The sequence below is a fragment of the Paenibacillus sp. A14 genome (assembly GCF_036864815.1).
GTDB lineage: Bacteria > Bacillota > Bacilli > Paenibacillales > Paenibacillaceae > Fontibacillus > Fontibacillus sanfengchensis.
The window spans coordinates 32,261-52,263 of the sequence record NZ_JBAGJD010000006.1; the positions used below are offsets into that span (position 1 = coordinate 32,261).

15 protein-coding genes are annotated in these 20,003 nt (G+C 52.5%); 13 read left to right on the forward strand and 2 right to left on the reverse strand.

All coding sequences use genetic code 11. The features are described from left to right. Window positions 1-27 precede the first annotated feature (27 nt). Window positions 28-900 carry a helix-turn-helix transcriptional regulator gene (locus V4U88_RS16740; protein WP_334074405.1) on the reverse strand — a complete coding sequence of 291 codons (873 nt, stop codon included), beginning with the start codon at window positions 898-900 and terminating at the stop codon, window positions 28-30. 263 nt (window positions 901-1,163) lie between these two features. Here V4U88_RS16740 and V4U88_RS16745 point away from each other — a divergent pair, with 263 nt between their 5' ends. The 12 genes from V4U88_RS16745 (at window position 1,164) to V4U88_RS16800 (ending at window position 17,262) form a co-directional block, all read left to right on the forward strand. Continuing rightward, complete coding sequence (locus V4U88_RS16745; RefSeq protein WP_334074406.1) at window positions 1,164-3,320, forward strand: glycoside hydrolase family 3 C-terminal domain-containing protein; 2,157 nt, start codon at window positions 1,164-1,166, stop codon at window positions 3,318-3,320. A 61-nt stretch (window positions 3,321-3,381) separates the two neighbouring features. Beyond that, a complete protein-coding gene (locus tag V4U88_RS16750; protein ID WP_334074407.1) occupies window positions 3,382-4,311 on the forward strand; it encodes an ABC transporter permease in 930 nt (309 codons plus the stop codon). Between the two features lie 66 nt (window positions 4,312-4,377). Continuing rightward, entirely contained in the window at window positions 4,378-5,199 is an 822-nt protein-coding gene (locus V4U88_RS16755; RefSeq protein WP_416367263.1) for a carbohydrate ABC transporter permease, read from the forward strand. 57 nt (window positions 5,200-5,256) lie between these two features. Then, window positions 5,257-6,927 (forward strand): ABC transporter substrate-binding protein, encoded by a 1,671-nt coding sequence (locus tag V4U88_RS16760; protein WP_334074409.1) that lies wholly within the window; start codon window positions 5,257-5,259, stop codon window positions 6,925-6,927. Between the two features lie 167 nt (window positions 6,928-7,094). Continuing rightward, window positions 7,095-8,147 carry a LacI family DNA-binding transcriptional regulator gene (locus tag V4U88_RS16765; RefSeq protein WP_334074410.1) on the forward strand — a complete coding sequence of 351 codons (1,053 nt, stop codon included), beginning with the start codon at window positions 7,095-7,097 and terminating at the stop codon, window positions 8,145-8,147. 455 nt (window positions 8,148-8,602) lie between these two features. Beyond that, window positions 8,603-11,398 (forward strand): beta-galactosidase, encoded by a 2,796-nt coding sequence (locus V4U88_RS16770; protein ID WP_334074652.1) that lies wholly within the window; start codon window positions 8,603-8,605, stop codon window positions 11,396-11,398. Between the two features lie 53 nt (window positions 11,399-11,451). Then, complete coding sequence (locus V4U88_RS16775) at window positions 11,452-12,375, forward strand: ABC transporter permease (protein ID WP_334074653.1); 924 nt, start codon at window positions 11,452-11,454, stop codon at window positions 12,373-12,375. Window positions 12,376-12,387: 12 nt separating this feature from the next. After that, window positions 12,388-13,299 carry a carbohydrate ABC transporter permease gene (locus V4U88_RS16780; RefSeq protein WP_334074411.1) on the forward strand — a complete coding sequence of 304 codons (912 nt, stop codon included), beginning with the start codon at window positions 12,388-12,390 and terminating at the stop codon, window positions 13,297-13,299. A 35-nt stretch (window positions 13,300-13,334) separates the two neighbouring features. Further along, window positions 13,335-14,915 (forward strand): DUF3502 domain-containing protein, encoded by a 1,581-nt coding sequence (locus V4U88_RS16785; RefSeq protein ID WP_334074412.1) that lies wholly within the window; start codon window positions 13,335-13,337, stop codon window positions 14,913-14,915. Window positions 14,916-15,142: 227 nt separating this feature from the next. Next, a complete protein-coding gene (locus V4U88_RS16790; protein WP_334074413.1) occupies window positions 15,143-15,382 on the forward strand; it encodes a hypothetical protein in 240 nt (79 codons plus the stop codon). A 554-nt stretch (window positions 15,383-15,936) separates the two neighbouring features. Beyond that, complete coding sequence (locus V4U88_RS16795; RefSeq protein WP_334074414.1) at window positions 15,937-16,647, forward strand: DinB family protein; 711 nt, start codon at window positions 15,937-15,939, stop codon at window positions 16,645-16,647. A 39-nt stretch (window positions 16,648-16,686) separates the two neighbouring features. Beyond that, entirely contained in the window at window positions 16,687-17,262 is a 576-nt protein-coding gene (locus V4U88_RS16800; protein ID WP_334074415.1) for a DUF4291 domain-containing protein, read from the forward strand. Between the two features lie 81 nt (window positions 17,263-17,343). Here the strand turns inward: V4U88_RS16800 and V4U88_RS16805 are convergent, their stop codons facing one another. Beyond that, the gene (locus tag V4U88_RS16805) at window positions 17,344-17,817 is read right to left on the reverse strand and encodes a spore coat protein (protein ID WP_334074654.1); all 474 of its coding nucleotides are present in this window, start codon (window positions 17,815-17,817) and stop codon (window positions 17,344-17,346) included. Window positions 17,818-18,126: 309 nt separating this feature from the next. Here V4U88_RS16805 and V4U88_RS16810 point away from each other — a divergent pair, with 309 nt between their 5' ends. Further along, window positions 18,127-19,992, forward strand: coding sequence for an assimilatory sulfite reductase (NADPH) flavoprotein subunit (locus V4U88_RS16810; RefSeq protein ID WP_334074655.1), 1,866 nt, complete (start codon window positions 18,127-18,129; stop codon window positions 19,990-19,992). Window positions 19,993-20,003 lie beyond the last annotated feature (11 nt).

The window sequence follows — 20,003 nt, forward strand, 5'->3', positions numbered from 1 at the left end:
CTGTATAGGGACTATTGCGGTCCTCTTCTATCGGACGGCATGGTTTCCGTAAAGGCATTTATATTCCGACGGCGTGCATTTCTTGTATCGTTTGAACATTCGGTTAAAAGTGGGAAGGCTCCCGAAGCCGGAGCTCATGGCCACTTCCATCACCGTTAAATTCGGATCGATCAGCAGCTTTTCCGCATGCATGATGCGGTGCTGGTTGAGATAACTGTAATAGGACATCCCCATATATTGCTTAAACAGGCGCATAAAATGAAATTTGCTGAACCCGGCCAGTTCGGCTAGCTTCTCGACCTGGATATCCTCCGTACAGTGCTCGTTCATGTAATTGCAAACCTCCAGAAGCTTATCGATATACTTGTGCTGCTTCTGGCCTTTCCGGCGTTCGGACCGCCGTTCTTTGTCCATGAAATTGCGTCCGAGAATGACGAAGAATTGAATCAGCATGGAGTAGGCCGAGGCTTCCTTTAAAAAATTTTGGCTGAAGTACTCATCCTTTAAGTGGAGCATCAGGGGTTCCAAGGATGCGTGCAGTTCCTTGTTCTGGTTGGCTGAAATAATTAGGCAAGGACGCAGCAGGTGGAAGGTGGAGTCGAATCCGTTCAAGTGGTATAGGAGCGAGCAGTCGAATTGCATAATAATTCGCTTCCCGGTTTTGGGAGCGAAAAGCTGGTGCAGTTCTCCCGGAGGAATGATCAGGATGTCGCCGGGATGAAGCACATGCTTGATGCCGTCGACTACTGCGGTGTAATGGTTTTCGAGCGGCATGATGGCTTCGCCCGCGGTGTGCCAATGGATGGGATAATCCTCGTCTTCCTGGTTCAGATAAATCCGGATCCCGAAGTGATCGCGGTAAGAGACTGTTTCCTGGGCTCCGTTCAAAATTTCGATCATCCGTATCCTATCCTTTCTTTGGTCAGATGGCAGACGATAATCCAATCAAATCAAAGACAATCAACCTACAGAATCCACAGAGTGACCGTCTGGAATTTAGCAATATTTGAGAAGCCGAAAGCTAAATTCACGAAGAACCGCAAAAATAAAGCCGATATAATATAGCCAAATGAAACCGCATTCAAAATAATACCATGCGTTAGTTATTTTGCCAATTCAACTTGAGTCATGAAATGGATTCGGAAGGAGACGGAGGAAGGCTGATGACGGAGCTGGTCAGAAATAGTGAAAAGATCGGACACTTTAAAAAACGGGCCGAGGAACTGGTGAAACGAATGACGTTGGAGGAGAAGGTGCGTCAAATGCTGCACGCCGCCCCGGAAATACCGCGGTTGAACATTCCGGCGTACAACTGGTGGAATGAAGCGCTGCACGGCGTTGCCAGAGCCGGGACGGCCACGGTTTTTCCCCAGGCGATCGGGCTGGCGGCCACGTTCGATGAGGATTTGCTGGAGGAGGTGGGCGATCGGATCGCCACGGAAGCCAGGGCCAAGTTCCAGATGCAGCAGGAGTACGGGGACCGGGATATTTATAAAGGGCTGACCTTTTGGGCCCCGAACGTTAACATTTTCCGGGATCCGCGTTGGGGACGTGGACATGAAACGTACGGGGAGGACCCTTATCTCACTTCCAGGTTGGGGGTCCGATTTATCCAGGGGCTGCAGGGGCACGACGAAAATTATCTGAAGGTGGCGGCCTGCGCCAAACATTTCGCCGTTCACTCGGGTCCGGAAGATGTACGGCACCAGTTTAATGCGGAAGTGTCCGCACAGGATTTATATGAGACTTATTTGCCGGCATTCCGCGCATGCGTGGAAGAAGCAAAGGTCGAAGCCGTCATGGGCGCTTACAACCGTACCAACGGCGAGCCCTGCTGCGGCAGCGAGCTGCTTCTCCGCCAAATTTTACGGGAAGCATGGGGGTTCGAAGGGCACGTCGTTTCGGACTGCTGGGCAATCAAAGACTTTCACGAGCATCACAAAGTGACGGGGAATGCGGTCGAGTCGGTCGCTTTGGCCGTAAACCGGGGGTGCGATCTCAACTGCGGCAGCCTGTTTGTATTTTTGCTGGACGCGGTCCGGGAAGGACTCGTTACCGAAACGCAGATCGACGGGGCGGTTACCCGCTTGTTTACGACGAGAATGAAGCTCGGCCTGTTCGACGATCCGGCGAAGGTCCCCTTTGCGTCCATCGCTTACGCGGAGAACGATTCCGTCCAAATGCGGGCGCTGAACCGGAGAGCCGTCAAGGAAAGCCTGGTTCTGCTCAAAAATGAAGACGGTTTGCTGCCGCTCGATGTAGCCAAAATCCAAAGTATCGGCGTCATCGGTCCGAACGCAAACAACCGCAAAGCGCTGGTCGGCAACTACGAAGGAACGGCGTCCCGTTATATTACCGTCCTGGAAGGGATTCAGGACTATGTCGGGGACGAAGTTCGCGTGTTCTATTCCGAAGGATGCCATTTGCATAAAGACCGTATTAGCGGGTTGGGAATGGCCAATGACAGAATCGCTGAGGTCAAGGGCGTCTGCGCGGAAAGCGATGTCGTGATCGTTTGTCTGGGACTGGATGCGGGATTGGAAGGCGAAGAAGGGGATACCGGCAACCAATTTGCCAGCGGGGACAAAAGAGATCTAAACCTCCCGGGTCTCCAGGAAGAAGTGCTCAAAATCGCCTATGCGAGCGGAAAACCCGTGATCCTGGTGCTTCTCTCCGGCAGCGCGCTGGCCATTTCCTGGGCTGACGAGCATATTCCGGCGATTCTGCAGGGCTGGTATCCGGGAGCTCAGGGCGGGAGGGTTATCGCCGAAGCGATCTTCGGGGCGTTCTCGCCGGAAGGAAAACTGCCGGTGACCTTCTACAAAACGACGGAGGAGCTCCCCGCCTTCACGGACTATGCGATGACAAACCGGACGTACCGCTATATGGAGCGGGAAGCACTGTACCCGTTCGGTTACGGCCTCTCGTACACGGACTTTGCGATAACGGATGTCCGGGTGGAAACGTTCCGGCTTACGGACCAAGGCGTCCGCGTCACCGCTTCGATCCGCAACACGGGAACCTACGCGGGCGGGGAAGTACTGCAGGTCTATGTTAAAGCGGAGGGCGCAGGCCCGCCGAATCCGCAGCTGAAGGGGTTCCGCAAGGTTCATTTGCAGCCGGGAGAAACGCAAGGGGTCACTTTGCATCTCCCGTTGGAGGCTTTCGGGATTTACGATGAGGCCGGCAGAAGAAGGGTGCGGAAAGGAAGCTATTCCGTTTTTGTAGGAGCTTCCCAACCGGACAGCCGGAGCCGTCAGCTCACCGGGAAATCCGTGGAGTCTTTAACAATCGCGTCCGAAATTGACAGGGAAGTTTAACAAGGGCAGGTATGGCTGCTGCGGTAAAATAGGAGATCTACCGGAAGGAAGTGGTGAGGAGATGGCAGCACGCAGTAAAGCCGCGGATGCGGGACCGCTTTGGAGCCATGTCCGCAAAGAGTGGAAGCTGTATTCGTTTCTGGTCATCCCCGTACTCTACTTTCTCATTTTCAAATATGCGCCGATGCTGGGCAATGTGATCGCCTTTCGCAAATACCGGGGCGGGCCCAATTTGTTCGGCACGGAGTGGGTCGGCCTGACTTATTTCCAAATGTTCATGAAGGATCCCGCTTTTTGGCGAGCGTTTAAAAACGACCTTGTCCTCAGTACGACTTATTTGCTGTTTCGGTTCCCGCTCACTTTGGGATTTGCCCTGCTCCTAAACGAGATCGTGCGCGTAGGACTGAAAAAATTCGTTCAGACCGTGTCCTACCTGCCCCATTTTATCTCTATGGTTATCGTTGCCGGCATGGTCAAGGAAATGGTTTCGTTAAACGGACCGATCAATGCGCTGCTGGCCAACCTCGGGCTGGAGAAAATCACCTTCATCTCCGTGCCCGAGTGGTTTCCGGCCCTTTATGTCGCCTCCGGCATCTGGCAGGGGCTCGGCTGGGGGACGATTCTGTATTTGGCGGCGATGACCGGGATCAATACCGAACTGTACGAAGCGGCGAAAATCGATGGGGCCAACCGGTTCCGGCTGGCCTGGCATGTGACGATCCCCGGGATTCTGCCTACGATTATGACGCTGTTGATCCTTGATATCGGGGGGATTTTGGGCTCCAATTTCGAAAAAATCCTGCTGCTCTACAATCCGCTGACCTACGAGACGGCCGACGTCATATCCACCTACGTGTACCGGATCGGGATTACCGGCGGGAACTTCAGTTATGCCACCGCGGTCGGTTTGTTTGAAGGTGTCATCGGGCTGATTCTCGTCACGATCGCCAACCAGGTGTCCAAGAAAACCACGAAATCCAGCTTGTGGTAGAAAGGAGCGAATGACGTGAAGGTATCCAAATCCTACCGCGCATTTCAAATCGTTAACGGCTTTATCATGGCCTTGGTGGTCTTTATGACCTTGTACCCGTTCGTCTACCTGGTGGCGCAATCCTTCAGCTCGGAAGCCGCCGTCTATGCGGGAAAGGTTTCTTTCTATCCGGTGGACTTCACGACGAAAACGTACGAGGTGATTCTAAGCAAGCCGGACTTTTTCCGCTACTATGGCAACACCATTTTATATTCCGTGATAGGCACGCTCATTTCCGTGGCGGCGACGGCCGTGCTGGCCTACCCGCTGTCCAAGGATAAGCTGCGTCTGAACAAGTTTTTTATCCCGTTCGTCCTGTTTACCATGTATTTCGGCGGCGGGCTGATCCCCAATTATATTCTGGTCGCCAAGACGCTGGAGATGCGCGATACAATCTGGGCGATCGTCATCCCGGGGGCCATCAGTGCTTTTAATGTCATCCTGATGAAGACCTTTTTTGCGAGCTTGCCGAATGAGATCGAAGAGGCGGCGAAGGTGGACGGCCTTGATGTGTACGGGATTTTTCTGAAAATAACGCTGCCTCTGTCCAAACCGATTATTGCCACGATGGTCCTGTTTGTGATGGTGGGTATCTGGAACAACTGGTTTGGCCCGTCGCTCTATCTTCAGTCGAAAGAAAAATGGCCGGTGGCTTTGTACCTTCGTCAGGTTATCGAGAGCGCCATCAGTCCTACGGAAATCGGGGCCACCTCCGAAACGGCCAACCAAATCGCGGCTACCGTCAAGTCCGCCGCCATGGTACTGACCTCTCTTCCGATCATTTGCGTGTATCCGTTCGTGCAGAAGTATTTTGTACAGGGGATGATGATCGGATCGGTCAAAGGGTGAGCGGGCAAAAGAGGGAGTTCGCCAACCTATGCTTAATAAACGATAAGGAGGCATGTTATGAAGAGACGAAGGTTCAACAGATGGGCCGGGGGGCTGTTGGCGCTGGTGACGGCCTTTGGCATGACAGCCTGCCAAAGCTCCGGGGAGCAGGGGGCGGCCGGGAATGAACAGGCGCCTCCCAAACGGATCGAAGATAAGAATCCGGATTACACATACGGCGAGAACAAGACCTTCCGTTCCAACGAGCCGGTCACGTATTCCATGATGTACAGCGACCACGAAAACTATCCTTATCAGGAAAGCTGGAGGTTGTGGAGCGCGATCAAGGAAAAGACGAATGTCGGTTTTGACTTGTCGATCACGGCCCGGACGGAATACGAGAATCAGAAATCGCTCCTTGTCAACAGCGGCGACGCCCCTTATATCATCCCGAAAACCTATGACGAATCGGGCTTCATCGCCGGCGGGCAAATCGTGGCCATCAGCGATTGGGTGCAGTATATGCCCAACTATATGAAAGCCGTCAAGGACTGGGGCATGGAGAAGGATTTAAAAGCCAAGCTGCAGGCCGACGGGAAATATTACGTGCTTCCAGGGCTTTGGGAAGTCGCGGGCGGAGGATATTCATACATTATCCGCAAGGATATCTTTGAAGCGGCGGGCATCGATGTGGAAGCGGAAGAAGCAAAGTGGACGTACGAGGACTTTTATGAAGCGCTGAAAAAAGTCAAAGAACATACGGGCAAAAGCAACATTTTCTCCGATCAGTTTCTGGGAAATTCAACACTGAGTATCGCCGCGGCCGCCTATGGCGTGACCGGAGGTTGGGGCCTGGCGAACGGACTGAAGTTTGACGAGGAGAAGAAGCAGTTCTATTTTGCCAATACGACGGAGGACTTTAAAGCTTACGTGACTTATTTCAACAAACTGATCAACGAAGGAATTATGGATCCGGAATCGTTCACGCAGGAGGATGATACGGCGCGTTCCAAATTCTTCAAAGGAGACAGCTATATCATCAACGGAAACTACCAGCTTCTGGCGGAATACAAAACCAAGATGCAGGATCCGAACGCCGAACTGTACATGATTGTCCAACCTGGAGGTCCCAAGGGACTTTTGCAAATCGAGAACTCGCGTCTGGAAAACGGCATTATGATCAGTCAGAATGCCCTCAAGGAGTTGGGCGAGGAAAAATTCGTCAAGATGCTGCGCTTTATCGACTGGCTGTGGTACTCCGATGAGGGGCAGACGCTCAGCTTGTGGGGGGTGGAAGGCGAAACCTATACGAAGGATGCGGAGGGCAACATCGTATTGAACAAGGATATTTCCTTTAATGGGATGAATGACGGCACGGCCGCGAAAAAGTTGAATGTCGACTTTGGATTTGGTGGGGGCGTGTTTGCCTACGGCGGTTCATCCAAACTGAAACTCTCGAAAATGACGGAAGGAGAGAAGGACTACAACGACCGGATTCTGAAATATCGCGAGGTCCGTCCGATCCAGCCGCCGATCATGGGAACTCCCGACCAGAGCGAAGAGATGAATTTGATCTCCACGCCGCTGATGGATTACGTGAACACGATGACCCTGAAATTTATCACGGGCCAGGAACCGTTGTCCAATTGGGATACCTATTTGGCGACGGCGGAGGCCAATGGCAGCACCCGTTATACGCAAATGGCGAATGAGATTTTCGAAAGCACGAAGAGTTTGCTGGGGTATTGAGGCAGAAGGCTGTCCTGGGTAGAAACGGCTTGAAAGAAAGAGGGCGTGAGCTGTGAGGGGAAACCCTTTGTCGCTCGCGCTTTTTGCGTTTCACGAAGCCGTTTCCATAGGTTGGGAATTTTGATATACTGGGTGTGAACTGCCACTAAAATGAAGCAGGTGACACTATGAAATCGGTTACAGTCTATGATATCGCCAAGGAAGCCAATGTCTCCGTCGCAACCGTTTCCCGGGTACTGAATAACACGGCTCCCGTGAAGAAGGAGACCCGGGAGCGAGTCAAGGAATTGATCGATAAGTATCAGTTTCAGCCCAACGCACTCGCCAGGAGTCTGATCAAAAAAGAAACGGGCATGATCGGCATTATCCTGCCGGACATTACGAACCCTTTTTTCCCGGAGGTGCTGTCGGGGTTCGACCGGGAAGCGAGAAAAAAGGGGTATACGTACTTCCTCTGCGACACGGTATCGGCCAATGCGGACGATGCGGAGCAGTATGTCAGGGAGTCACAGTATCTGAATGTGCTGGCGGAGAAGCAAGTGGACGGCATCGTCATGCTGGGGGGAAGGATCGATCTGGCCAAGCCGGGCAGAGAACTGGCCGAAGAAGTGGTCGAAGTGGGGAAGAGACTTCCTGTCCTGCTGATCAACGGCCGAATTCCGGGCGCGGGTCTTCCCCGCGTCGCGAACGATGAACGCTTCGGCGCCGAGATGGCCACCACGCATCTGATTGAACTCGGACATCGCAATATTGCCCTCGTCGGCGGATATCGGCACATGAGCAATACGCTGCAGCGCACGGCGGGGTTCACCAAAACAATGGAGCGGTACGGGCTGCAGGTGCGCAAGGAATGGGTCCTCCACGAAGGATTTTCGGTAGACAGCGGAACCGAATTTATGAATCGGCTGCTCAGGCTTCCGAACCGCCCGACCGCCGTGTTCTGCCTGAACGACCTGGTCGCGATCGGGGTGCTTAAGGCTGCCGTCAAAGCCGGTTTGAAGGTGCCGCAGGATATTTCGATCATCGGTTACGATGACATCCCGTTTGCGTCCTACAGTATCCCGGAATTGACGACCGTATCGTTGCGTGCCCATGATCTTGGAGTCACGGCGGCGGAACTTCTGCATAAGATGATTACCAAAAGCAAGGTGCCCAAAACCACGCTGATCAAGCCCGAACTGGTGATACGCGAGTCCACAGGCGCCCCCGCCGCCCCGTGATTTTTTTCGAACGGGGGCGTTTATGAACGAAATCCAGGATTGACAACCGTTATAGGCTAAGCTAAAATATCGGTGAAAACCCTTACATTATTCTTCTGATCCCACTCCACATCACACTAATCCTTACTAATCTTTTTCACTTCGACTTGCATGACTTCCGAGTTTTTTCTTCTAACTTTGTATTTGTCGCCCATTTTCATGATCATCCTGAATTCTTTTTTTCTCCAAACTATGAAACCCATTTCATTAAACTTTAACGGACTTAGATGCATCAATTTATTGGCTAGGATCGCCTTTTACCGCCATGATAGGCAAATCCATTACCTATGAACACACCAAAATGAAACGGGTTTCATGAAATGGGTTTCAGAGAAATCGCCACGGTCTGTTCATTTCCGAAATGTGAGGAGTGATTTCGTTTGGGTTCTCGTATCCATGCAGAGTCGGTTGTTCGCTTGACTCCTGATTCCGTCCAAATTCACGGTGAAAGTATCATTTTGTTATGTGCGTCGCTTTTTTATTTCCGAGTTCCGCGAGAGCTTTGGAAAGAACGTATGATACAAGTCAGGGCGATGGGGTACAACTGCATCGATGTGTATTTTCCTTGGAATTATCATGAACCGCAAGAAGGCGAATGGGATTTTACGGGGATGCGTGACGCGGAAGTGTTTTTGCGTACTGCCGCAGAGTGCGGGCTATGGGTCGTCGCCAGGCCAGGCCCCTACATTTGCTCCGAGTGGGACGGTGGAGGCTTGCCCGCGTACCTGCTAGCCAAGAAACCGGGTATGAAGCTCAGGGATCACGATCCCGGCTTTTTGAAGCAGGTTGCGAAATGGTACGACCGGATCTTGCCGATCCTTCGCCGTAATCAGGCGGGGGAAGGCGGGAGCGTCATCTTTGTTCAACTGGATAACGAGCTCGATTTCTACGGATGCGATGATCCCAAAGCCTATATGTCGGCGCTCCGCGATATGGCCATGGCTCATGGCATCAAGGTTCCGCTGATTGCCTGCGCGGGGCAGGGGGGGCTTATCGATGCCTCCGGACTGGCGGAGGGGATCGTACCGACCTGCAATTTCTATCCCGATGATCGCGACCCCGATTTCGAGACCAAGGTGCGTCATTATCGTGCGGCACTTTCAGGCCTCGGATTCCCGTTAATGGTGACGGAGACGAACCGGTCACATTATTTGCTCCGCAGGTTGCTGTCGGCCGGAGCGAAGCTGCTGGGTCCGTACCTGCAAGTATCGGGGACGAACTTCGGTTTTACCAACGCCACGAACAACTGGGGCAAACCGCTCGCCTTTCTGGCTTCGGATTATGATTTCGGGGGGATGATTTCTCCCGAGGGGAATGTCCGGAGAGAAGGTTACGAAGGCAGATTGCTGAGCAGGCTGCTTCGGGCTTATGGGCCTTCTCTAGCTGAAGCCGGAGAAGATGATTCGGACTGCGACTGGAGTGCAGAGGGGGATGTGCGGGAGGTTTTCGGCCCGTTCCGGCTTCGGTTGAAAGGAGGCGGCAGGCTGCTTTTCTTGACCAACGGGGAAGAGGAAGCGAAGTCTCTCACACTGCGGGCCAATGACGGGCGAAGCCTACCGTCGGCGGGAACGTTGACCCTAAACTCTCTTGGATCATTAATCTTGCCGATGGACGTACCGCTCTCACAATGGGGGATTAACGGTACCCTTATCCACTCGACCGCCGAGCTCTACTGGGCGGAACAGCAAGTAGCAGGCACAGTTTTGGCGTTCCATCAGGACGGGGATCATGGAGAAATTGTACTGAAAATCGACACCTCCTTCGAGCCTGAGGCAAGAGCGGCGACAGTCATCCGGGAAGATGGAAAATTCACGATTAAACCATCCGCCGCCGAAACCGCAAGCGTTCGCTTCCGACTTGAGGGGGGACGTCAACTGACGCTAGTGATCAGCGACCATTTGAAAGCGCTTTATGCCGAGAGCGTTTCTCTGAGCGGTGAATTGACCGTTTTGCAACCGGAATTCGGTGAGGAACGCCCTGCAGCCGGCGTCGTGGACATGAAATGGAAATGGTCTTCGGCCACACCGGGAACCGCCGCACAGGCTAAAGTTGTCGCGACTACGCATGAGAGCAGGCTTGAACCGCTGGAACGTCTCGGTGTCTATCGGGGGTTCGCCTGGTATGAAGCCAAAGCCGCCATTCCGGAAGGGAAAGAAGCGCTGGGCATGCTGGTGAGAAAAGCCGGCGACGTTGTGTCGCTTTACGCGGCGGGCCGCTATGCCGGAACTTTCGCGCCCGGCGGGGGGACCTTCTATGCCCCTCTGGAGAACGCAAGAGCGGAACCGTTTTGCGGCATAGTTTCCATTGGTGCAAGGGTGGAGATTTGGGGGCACTCCAATTTCGACGATAACCGTCTGCCGGGGCTCCGGCTCCATTCGCCGAGAGGCTTGGAAAGCATCGTTGCCATTACGGGAATTCGCGAACTCACTGCAAACTGGCGAATGTCCCCGGCAGCCGGGCAATCCGATGGAGAAGCGTCAGAAGGCGGGGCCGGGGAAGCTTGGCACCCGATGGTCGGTTTCGGAGGCTGGCTGTCCGCTGATCATTTCCCGGATGAAATATACAGCAGAACTTTAGCCGCTTCGGCGGACGTCAATCATTGGACCCTGCATTTCCAAAACCTGCAGGGGAAGGCCAGACTGTATGTGAACGGCACCGATGTCGGCCTTATTCACCCCTTCGATTCCTTCGTCGACATCACACCACATGTGACTCCCGGCGAAACGGTGAACCTCGCCGTCCATCTCCAGATGATGGTGGGCCAATCCGCGGGGCGGGTGATCATGTATGAGGGAATCACCGCGACCGACTACACGATCAAGGCGGCTGAGGAACCGGAACTGCTGGACAGCGCCGAACAGGAAGCCGCGGAAGACTTGCGGCGGCCGACCCAACTACCGTTTGATCTGGCTCCCGGCGCCGTAGGCTGGCTGACGAGCTTTATAGGGAACTCCGCCGACGGCAAAGGCTGGCGGGTGCGCGTTACCGGCACGGGACTTAAGCTTACCGTGTTCTTGAACGAATCCCTTGTCTCCCGCCTTTGGCTGCCGGGAGGGGGCTCCCGCCCGGTGATGACCGGCGGAAGCACGGATTCGTTCTACCTCCCGGGACCATGGCTCGATCAAGGAGAAGCGCGGCTCCTCATCTATTTGGAGGCGGTGGACCCGCAGGCATCAGGAAGATTGGAGGCGCTTGATTTTATACCCGTATAAGGAGGTTCGCTATGGAGACTGCTGCGCAAACCCGCGGCCGCAAGCTTCAGCCCATGCATTCCGGCAGCCGGAGGAGACGGTTCTGGAACAATAAAACGATGCTGCTGATGTGTCTGCCCGCGATTCTGTTCTTTATCGTATTCGCTTATTTGCCGATGCCCGGCCTGTATTTGGCCTTCATAAAGTACAACTACACGGACGGCATTTTCAAGAGCCCGTTCGTCTGGTTCGATAACTTCAAGTTCCTCGTCATGACCGGTGACTTGTGGAGGCTGACCATAAATACCGTTCTTTACAACCTGGCCTTTATCCTGCTCGGCAATGTGCTGCAAATCGTCGTCGCCGTTTTTTTAAACGAAATTCGCCTGAAGTGGTTCAAAAAAGTCTCGCAAACGCTGATGTTCCTGCCTCATTTCATCTCGGCCGTTCTGATCGGGCTGATCGCTTACAATGTGCTGAGCTATGATTACGGGCTGCTGAACGGGATTCTGACCTCGCTCGGGATGGACCCCGTGAAAACATACTCCAATTCCAGCATCTGGCCTTTTATCATTATCCTGACTTATTTATGGCAGTCGACGGGGTACGGTTCCATCGTCTATTTTGCCGCCATTATGGGGCTCGACAATGAGATTATCGAAGCCTCGGAGATCGATGGAGCCAATGCCTTTCAGCGGATTCGCTACATCGTTCTTCCCTGGCTGAAGCCCACGTTTATCATCCTGCTCCTGTTCTCCTTGGGCGGGATTCTCCGAGGCAACTTCGGGCTGTTTTTCAACCTGGTCGGGGCCAACAACACCGCACTCTACGCGACGACGGATATCATTGAAACCTACGTGTTCCGCGCCCTGATGACGAACTTTAACTTCTCGATCGGCAGTGCGGTCAGTTTGTACCAGTCGGTCTTCGGTTTTGCCGTGGTCATTACGGCCAACTGGCTGGTCAAGAAATTTTCGCCCGACAATTCTCTCTTCTAGGAGGCGCTGCGTATGGATGAAATCATCGAAACCCGAAGCGTCCGGACGGATTTCAGCGGGATTCTTGTGAAAATCATTGGCTACGTATTTATCGGACTGTTTTCCGTGTGCTGTCTGCTGCCGTTCCTGCTCGTTCTAGGCACCTCGTTCACCTCCGAGGATGCGATCAAAAAGTTCGGATTTAATTTTTGGCCCCGGGAATTCAGTGCGTTTTCGTACAAAATCGTCTTCGAGAACCCGGATCTGATCATCGGCTCCTATCTGGTAACGATCGTCATTACGGTGGCAGGTACCGCTTTGGGATTGTTTCTGGTCGCCATGACCGGTTACGCGTTGCAGCGGCCGGATTTCGAATACCGCAATAAAATTTCATTTTTTATCTATTTCACGACCTTGTTCACGGGCGGACTTGTCCCGTTCTACCTTCTCGTCACACAATACCTGAATTTGAAGGACAATTATCTGGCGGTTTTGCTTCCCGGCCTGCTCAGTCCGTTCCTGATTATTATGATGAAAAGCTTCGTCCGCTCCATCCCGCACGCCATAACCGAGTCCGCCAAAATCGACGGCGCAGGCGATTTCACGATCTTCATCAAGCTCATCCTGCCCATGACGACACCGGCACTGGCGACCATCGGTCTGTTCATCGCGCTGGGGTATTGGAACGAATGGTATAACTCGATGCTGTTCCTGTCACCGGATATGAAGTACCGGCCGCTGCAGTTGTTTCTCTATAACGTGATCACCAGCGCGGACTTTGTCCGGAATTCGGCGGCGGCCTCCAATGTGGAGCTGCGCGACGTGCCGCTGGAGTCCATGAAGATGGCGACCGCCATTGTCGCCACGGGGCCCGTCATTCTGTTCTACCCGTTTGTGCAGCGTTATTTTATTAAAGGTATTACGGTCGGGGCGGTGAAGGGCTGAATTTCATAATGAGGGATAAGGGGAGGTCATGAGTTATGAAGACGAAATGGGGAACAGCTTCGATTGTTTTGCTGGTATCCGTCATGGTATTTATGCTCTCCGCATGCGGCGGAGGCAACGGGGGCAAGGAGGCGGGGGAATCCAAATCCGGGACAGCGTCCGGCTCCGGTCCGGACACCTCCAAGTTCGTCAAGATCAGTTACTTGGTGCTGGGCGATAAGCCGAAGAACGGACAATTCGAAAAGGTGCTTGCGGAAGTCAATAAGATTATGAAGGAAAAAATCAATGCCGAGCTCGAATGGAAGTGGATCGAATGGGCGGATTGGCAGACCAAATATAACCTTGCGCTGGCGTCCGGCGAGCCCATCGATCTGATTACGATCGGAACCGACTGGCTGGATACCTGGGGAAATGCACAGCGAGGCGCTTTTATGAACCTCGATGAACTGCTGCCCAAGTATGCGCCGGAAACGTGGAAATCCATCACCGAAGAGGACTGGAAAGAGAGCCGGTACAACGGCAAAATCGTGCTGATTCCGGAAAACGACTATACCCAGTGGGTGAATCACGGTTTCTTCTACCGCGGCGACTGGGCTAAGGAAGCGGGTATTACGGAGCCGATCAAGGATTGGGAAGGGATTGAAACTTATTTGCAGTACATCAAGGACAGTAAACCGGAGGTTATTCCATGGGATGCGGCTTCAGGGGCGCAGACGTGGGGCGGATTTATCCAGTCGTACACCGATCAGCTGGAGCTGCCGATTTCGACCGGTTTTATGCCCGTCTATACGGCGAAGTCGTTCGAAGAGAAATTTACGGTCACAAGTCCCGTCTTTGAAGATGTATTCCTGAATTACGCCACAATGATGAAGAGTTGGGCCGATAAAGGCTTTTGGCGCGAAGATGCGCTGAACAACAAAAATAATACACGTGACGCCTTAAAAGCGGGCCTGACCGGAATGGACCAGCATCATACTCAAACGTTCTCCGGTTTGCGCGTCGAAATGGATAAATTACAGCCGGGTTCGGAACTGCAGATGTTCCCGTTCTCCCGGACACGGGGCACGAATTTGCTGGAACTGTCGATTACCCACGGCGGCACATCCGTCGGAGCTCACAGCAAAAACCCCGAGCGTGCGCTTATGGCCTATGATTTGATCCGCAACAACGAAGAGATCTACCATTTGATCAATTACGGGCTTGAAGGAGTACAATACGAAGTGAAAGAAGGCAAACGCGTCCAGCCGGAAGGGTTCAATGATGCCGAGCACGGTTATTATTCGGACTTCTGGGGCGGTCGCGTCGACAAGTTCGAAATTCCGAGCGCGAACTCCTGGGATCAAATCGAAGAGACGCTGTATGCCGAATACGACAAAATCAAGAAGCCGTATGTGTACGGGCAATTCGTCTTTGACAAGACCCCGGTAGAAGCCGAGTTGACGGCGATCTCGCAGGTGACAGGCGAGTTGGGCCCGGCGATTGTCCTCGGCAAGGCCGGTGATCCGGCCCAGGCGGTGGAGGAATTCCGCGATAAGCTCAAACAGGCGGGTTACGATAAAGTGCTGGCGGAGTTGCAAAAACAGCTCGACGCTTATAAAACGCAGTTGGGAGAATGAAATGCGAACCGCTATCTCGGATTAACGGGATAGCGGTTTTTACTGTTTTAAATTCTCTTTTTGTGAATCCGGCTACAAAATTAAGGCGAATTTTTTTATACCATTAGATTCGTTGATTCGTGAATAAGCCAGGAAAGGGGAGACAATGGTGGAGCCAGGAAAGCTGGCAGTTTCGGAAGGAAACTAGCGAAGAGTTACAAGGCAGCATGCATCTGAAGGAGGGAAACATGAGGAAAGCAGCAAAACTTGCGGTAAGCATCATTTTAACGGGAACGATTCTGGCACAAACGGTATTACCGGTCCAGGCCCAGGTCGACGGTATTAAGGATCCCCCGGTCATGAACATTTATTTAAACGACCCCGAGGTTACGACTTTGCCTCCGACGGTGACGGAAGAGGTGTTCTCGGTGATTCCGCCGTGCGGGAAATTTTCCGTATCCGACCAACGTAAATCCCCTGCCGATTAAGGGAACGGCCCCACCAAGGGCCAAGGTGGTGATTCGGTACGGCTGGCCGGCAACGAGTTGCAGGAAATGCCGCCGATCCAAGTAGACGAGAGCGGAACAAAGCCGAGATTTATTGAGGTTCCAAAGCAATAGCCATAACACAGCAAGCAGCCTCGGGCGCATAGCGCCGAAATCCAAATTAACGGGAATTCCTCCCGTTAATTTGGTGCCTATGCGGCTGCAGAGGCTCATTAGTTGGAAAACCTCCCGCTAATTCGCCTGAAATTGCGGATATCGGCGATTGAATCGCGAAATAGATGGAGCTTTTCCAGCTAAATCGGATCCAAGGGCCTAGAGCGCTATATTAACGGGAGGTTTTCCCGTTAATATAGCGGTTAAGTGTGTAAGCTCCAACGGATATGATGGGCGATACCGAACAGTTTGCACATAAGTAAGAAGCCATTATGATGAAATATATAGCCCTTCAAAAATTTGTGAAGGATCATAAAGAAGAGTTCGGACTCACCCGTCGAAACGGTTGTAGAACTGAAGCGAAGAAAGGAGCCGTGGATGATATGGATCTGCAGCAAAGAAAACGCTGGAACGAGAATCACAAGCATTTAACAAGTATTCTGACGAAGGCTGCGGAGCATGAGGAGGCTGTCAAACTTTTTTTAAATCAACACGCCTTGCTTCATTCCTCAAACATATCCCAGTCAAAGTCTGAAACTTTAGAAGATGTCCTTCTGCAAAATTTGCTGGAAGAACCATTCCGGCGCTATCCCGCGGTTACCCCGGATACCAGGAATTCCATCGCGTGGCATCTTTGGCATATTGCCAGGATTGAAGACATGACGATGAATGTTCTGATCGGAAACCGTGAGCAGATCTTTCATACCGGGGATTGGGCAAGCAAGCTCGGGACCCGTTTTATGCATACAGGTAACGAAATGACGGAGGAGGAAGTAGCCGAATTAAGCCGGTCTATAGATATCCCCGCGCTGTTGGCGTACCGCCGGGCCGTCGGACTCGCAACGCGGGAAGTCATTGGGGCGGTGCAACCGGGACAATTCAACCGGAAGGTGGAAACCGACCGGATTCGCCTGCTTCGGGACCAGGGTGCGGTAAAGGAAGAAGCGACCTGGCTGCTGGATTACTGGGGGAAAAAGACCTGGGCAGGCCTAGTGCTGATGCCGGCTACCCGGCACAATTTTGTCCATCTAAACAAGGCGATTCGGATCAAACAAAGGAAAAGTCAAACAAGCCTTGACGTTGAGGTGTTATAATTTATTTTTTAGAGAGTAAAATCAGAAAGGTTGAAGAGGGTGCCAACTTATAAAGGCTTTTACGCAAAATACACGGACAATTATGTAACGGTTTACCAAGCGTTTAATCATCTCATTGCAGACGAAGTTCTGGAAAGAAAAACATTCGGCCCTTCATTTAAGTTGGACAGAATGACGTGGATCAAGCCATCATTTTTATGGATGATGCATAGATCCGGATGGGGGAACAAAAACGACCAGGAAAGAATATTGTCTATCGACCTTTCCAGAGAAGGATTTGATTATATTTTATCAAAGGCGGTATTAACCAAATATAAACCTAAGATTCATGAATCATCCGCCAAATGGAAAGCCATGTTGGATGAGTCTGATATGGTATGCCAATGGGATCCCGATAGAGATATTTACGGAAACAAACTGGATCGAAGAGCCATTCAACTCGGATTAAGAGGAGAAGCGGTGCAGAAATATGTAAATGAATGGATACATACGATTAATGACATTACAGATATGGTTCATGATTGGAAACGGCAAATTAGCATTGGTCCATTTAATAGTGATTTATTACCTGTGGAGAGGGAATACAAGCCTAGCTGCTTGGAAAATGAAAGTTGATGAGCCAATCACCCAACGGTAAAAAGAGCACAGCCGATAAGAAACAAGACGTTCGGTCGTGCTCTTTTTCTATTCAATCGTTTACATTCTCAAGGCGGCGGTAGTCATTTGGATGTCGTTGGCGAGCAGGTGCTCCAGGTTGTAGGAAGGATAGTAGCCGTTCACGTACATGAAGTTAAACACTTTGGCATGGAGGGCTACGCCGGTATTCAGATGCTTCAGGAAGGTTTCGCGCAAGCTGGGGGTTGCCGTTTCCGTGATGGCGATCGCGTAGGAGCGTACGGCCGTTTTGAAGAACCCGAGCAGGTTGGCCGCTTCAAAAGCCGTGGGGTCAGGGATCGGGCTGCGATGAGCGGTTGGAGCCATAGGGTAAAACTTCAACAGGTCCTTCAGATTTTGCTCCAGGACGCAGATCGTCTCCTCGTAGAGACAACGGAGGGTAGGGTCTTGCACGGTCGGACATAACTTTTTGAACAGAACCAGATGCGTCGATTGAAAGGCTACCAGTTCATGCAATTCCATCGTTTCATGCCAAGCCAAATGTTTGTGGGGCATAGGGTTTACGTTCACAATGTCACACTCCAAGTTTTAAGTTTGGAATATTCTATGCATTCGCCCATAATTGGTGAGAATTTTTTTTGTTTAAAGGGAACTTATTAATTGTTATGTCAACTAAAATAGTAAGGTTAGTTCCATAACAGTTCCTGGACCTCGCCTAGTTTTTCACTTTATCAGCAAACCTGATGGTTCCTATAAGATCCTTCGAATTGACCATTCTTTCATCCTGTGATAATTTCAAGATAGTATAATTCTGATCATATTAGTAGGAATTGAATCTATGGAAGCTTTTGTGAGGTGGATAAGTTGGAACTGCAGGTGACAAACAGCCCTTTTAATCAAGAGCAGGCGGATTTATTGAATCGTTTGCTTCCTACGCTGAATGAGCTTCAGCGCTTATGGCTTAGCGGATATCTCACGGCACTGCAAGGCGCTGCCGCAGCGGTTGCCGTAGTAGGGGCGGGGGGGCAGCAAACGGTTGGCACGGTCGTCTCGGCTCTACCCGTCAAGGCGATCAGCAAAGAGGTGACGGTTCTTTTCGGTTCCCAAACAGGCAACAGCAATGGTCTGGCCAAAAAGCTGGCCAAAAAGCTGCAGGAGCGTGGATTTTCCGTTCAACTGGCGTCGATGGGCGATTTTAAACCGAATACGTTAAAAAAGGTCGAGAATCTCCTGATCGTTGTCAGTACGCATGGCGAAGGGGAGCCGCCGGACAGTGCCATTCCGTTTTACGAATTTCTGCACAGCAAAAGAGCGCCCCAACTGGAGGGGACCCGTTACTCGGTGCTGGCTTTGGGCGATACGTCCTACGAATTCTTCTGCCAGACCGGCAAAGATTTTGATAAGCGGTTGGCCGAATTGGGCGCCAAGGCGATTGTTCCGCGCGTCGACTGCGATGTCGATTTCGAAGAACCGGCTTCGGCCTGGATGAGCCAGGTCGTTAGCACGCTGGCCGACGCGCCTGCCGGTGAAGAGGGAGCGCTATCAACGGGCGCGGTCATCGGCTCCGCTCCGTCGCTCACGGGCAGTGATGTCGGCGAACCCGAGTATTCGCGCAGCCGTCCTTTTCAGGCCGAGGTGCTGGAAAACCTGAACCTGAACGGCCGCGGTTCGGAGCGGGAGACCCGCCATGTGGAAATTTCGCTGGAAGGTTCGAATCTTCGTTATGAACCCGGCGACAGCCTGGGCGTATATCCGCAAAACCATCCTCAGTTGGTGGATGAGCTGATCGAGGCTGCGGGGTGGAATGCGAGCGAAGCAGTAGCGCTCGGCAAAACGGGAGAGACCGCCCCGCTTCGGGAGGCGCTGCTGAGTCACTACGAAATCACGGTGTTAACGAAGCCACTGTTCACTCAAATTGCCGAATTAAGCGGCGACGCGGGTTTGAAGACACTGGTTCAACCGGAACAAGCCGAGAAGTTGAAGGCCTATCTCCAAGACAGAGATGTGCTGGATTTGATCCGTGATTTCGGTTTGAAGGGGATTTCCGCCGCCGAGTTCACCAGCCTGCTGCGGAAAATTCCGCCGCGGCTGTACTCCATCGCGAGCAGCCAGAAAGCTACGCCGGACGAGGTGCATATCACGGTACGCGCGGTACGTTACGAGGCGAACGGACGCAACCGCTATGGGGTATGCTCCGTTCAATTGGCCGAGCGGCTGGAACCGGGCGATTCGCTCCCGGTGTTCATTCAGCACAACCCGAACTTCAAGCTGCCGGAAAATCCGGAAACGCCGATCATTATGATCGGGCCCGGAACCGGCGCGGCCCCCTTCCGCGCCTTTCTGAGCGAACGCGAGGAGACGGGGGCTGCGGGGAAAACCTGGCTGTTTTACGGCGATCAGCGGTTCTCGACGGATTTTCTCTATCAGGTGGAGTGGCAGCGCTGGTTGAAGGAGGGCGTTCTGACCCGAATGGATGTCGCTTTTTCCCGCGATACGGAGCAAAAGGTGTATGTTCAGCATCGGATGCTCGAAAAGAGCCGGGAGCTGTATGCGTGGTTACAAGAAGGAGCCGTGGTTTACGTCTGCGGCGACGAGAAAAAGATGGCTCACGACGTGCATGCGACGTTAGCCGTTATTTTGGAACGCGAGGGCGGATTGAGTCCTGAAGAGGCTTCGGAGTATTTGACCCGCATGCAGCAGCAAAAACGTTACCAGCGGGATGTTTACTAAGAAGCAAGTTC

Coding starts and splice junctions, on each gene's coding strand:
- V4U88_RS16750 (WP_334074407.1), top strand. CDS start 3,382: ATGGCAGCACGCAGTAAAGCCGCGGATGCGGGACCGCTTTGGAGCCAT.
- V4U88_RS16790 (WP_334074413.1), top strand. CDS start 15,143: ATGAGGAAAGCAGCAAAACTTGCGGTAAGCATCATTTTAACGGGAACG.
- V4U88_RS16780 (WP_334074411.1), top strand. CDS start 12,388: ATGGATGAAATCATCGAAACCCGAAGCGTCCGGACGGATTTCAGCGGG.
- V4U88_RS16785 (WP_334074412.1), top strand. CDS start 13,335: ATGAAGACGAAATGGGGAACAGCTTCGATTGTTTTGCTGGTATCCGTC.
- V4U88_RS16745 (WP_334074406.1), top strand. CDS start 1,164: ATGACGGAGCTGGTCAGAAATAGTGAAAAGATCGGACACTTTAAAAAA.
- V4U88_RS16795 (WP_334074414.1), top strand. CDS start 15,937: ATGGATCTGCAGCAAAGAAAACGCTGGAACGAGAATCACAAGCATTTA.
- V4U88_RS16755 (WP_416367263.1), top strand. CDS start 4,378: ATGGCCTTGGTGGTCTTTATGACCTTGTACCCGTTCGTCTACCTGGTG.
- V4U88_RS16765 (WP_334074410.1), top strand. CDS start 7,095: ATGAAATCGGTTACAGTCTATGATATCGCCAAGGAAGCCAATGTCTCC.
- V4U88_RS16805 (WP_334074654.1), bottom strand. CDS start 17,817: ATGCCCCACAAACATTTGGCTTGGCATGAAACGATGGAATTGCATGAA.
- V4U88_RS16775 (WP_334074653.1), top strand. CDS start 11,452: ATGCATTCCGGCAGCCGGAGGAGACGGTTCTGGAACAATAAAACGATG.
- V4U88_RS16740 (WP_334074405.1), bottom strand. CDS start 900: ATGATCGAAATTTTGAACGGAGCCCAGGAAACAGTCTCTTACCGCGAT.
- V4U88_RS16760 (WP_334074409.1), top strand. CDS start 5,257: ATGAAGAGACGAAGGTTCAACAGATGGGCCGGGGGGCTGTTGGCGCTG.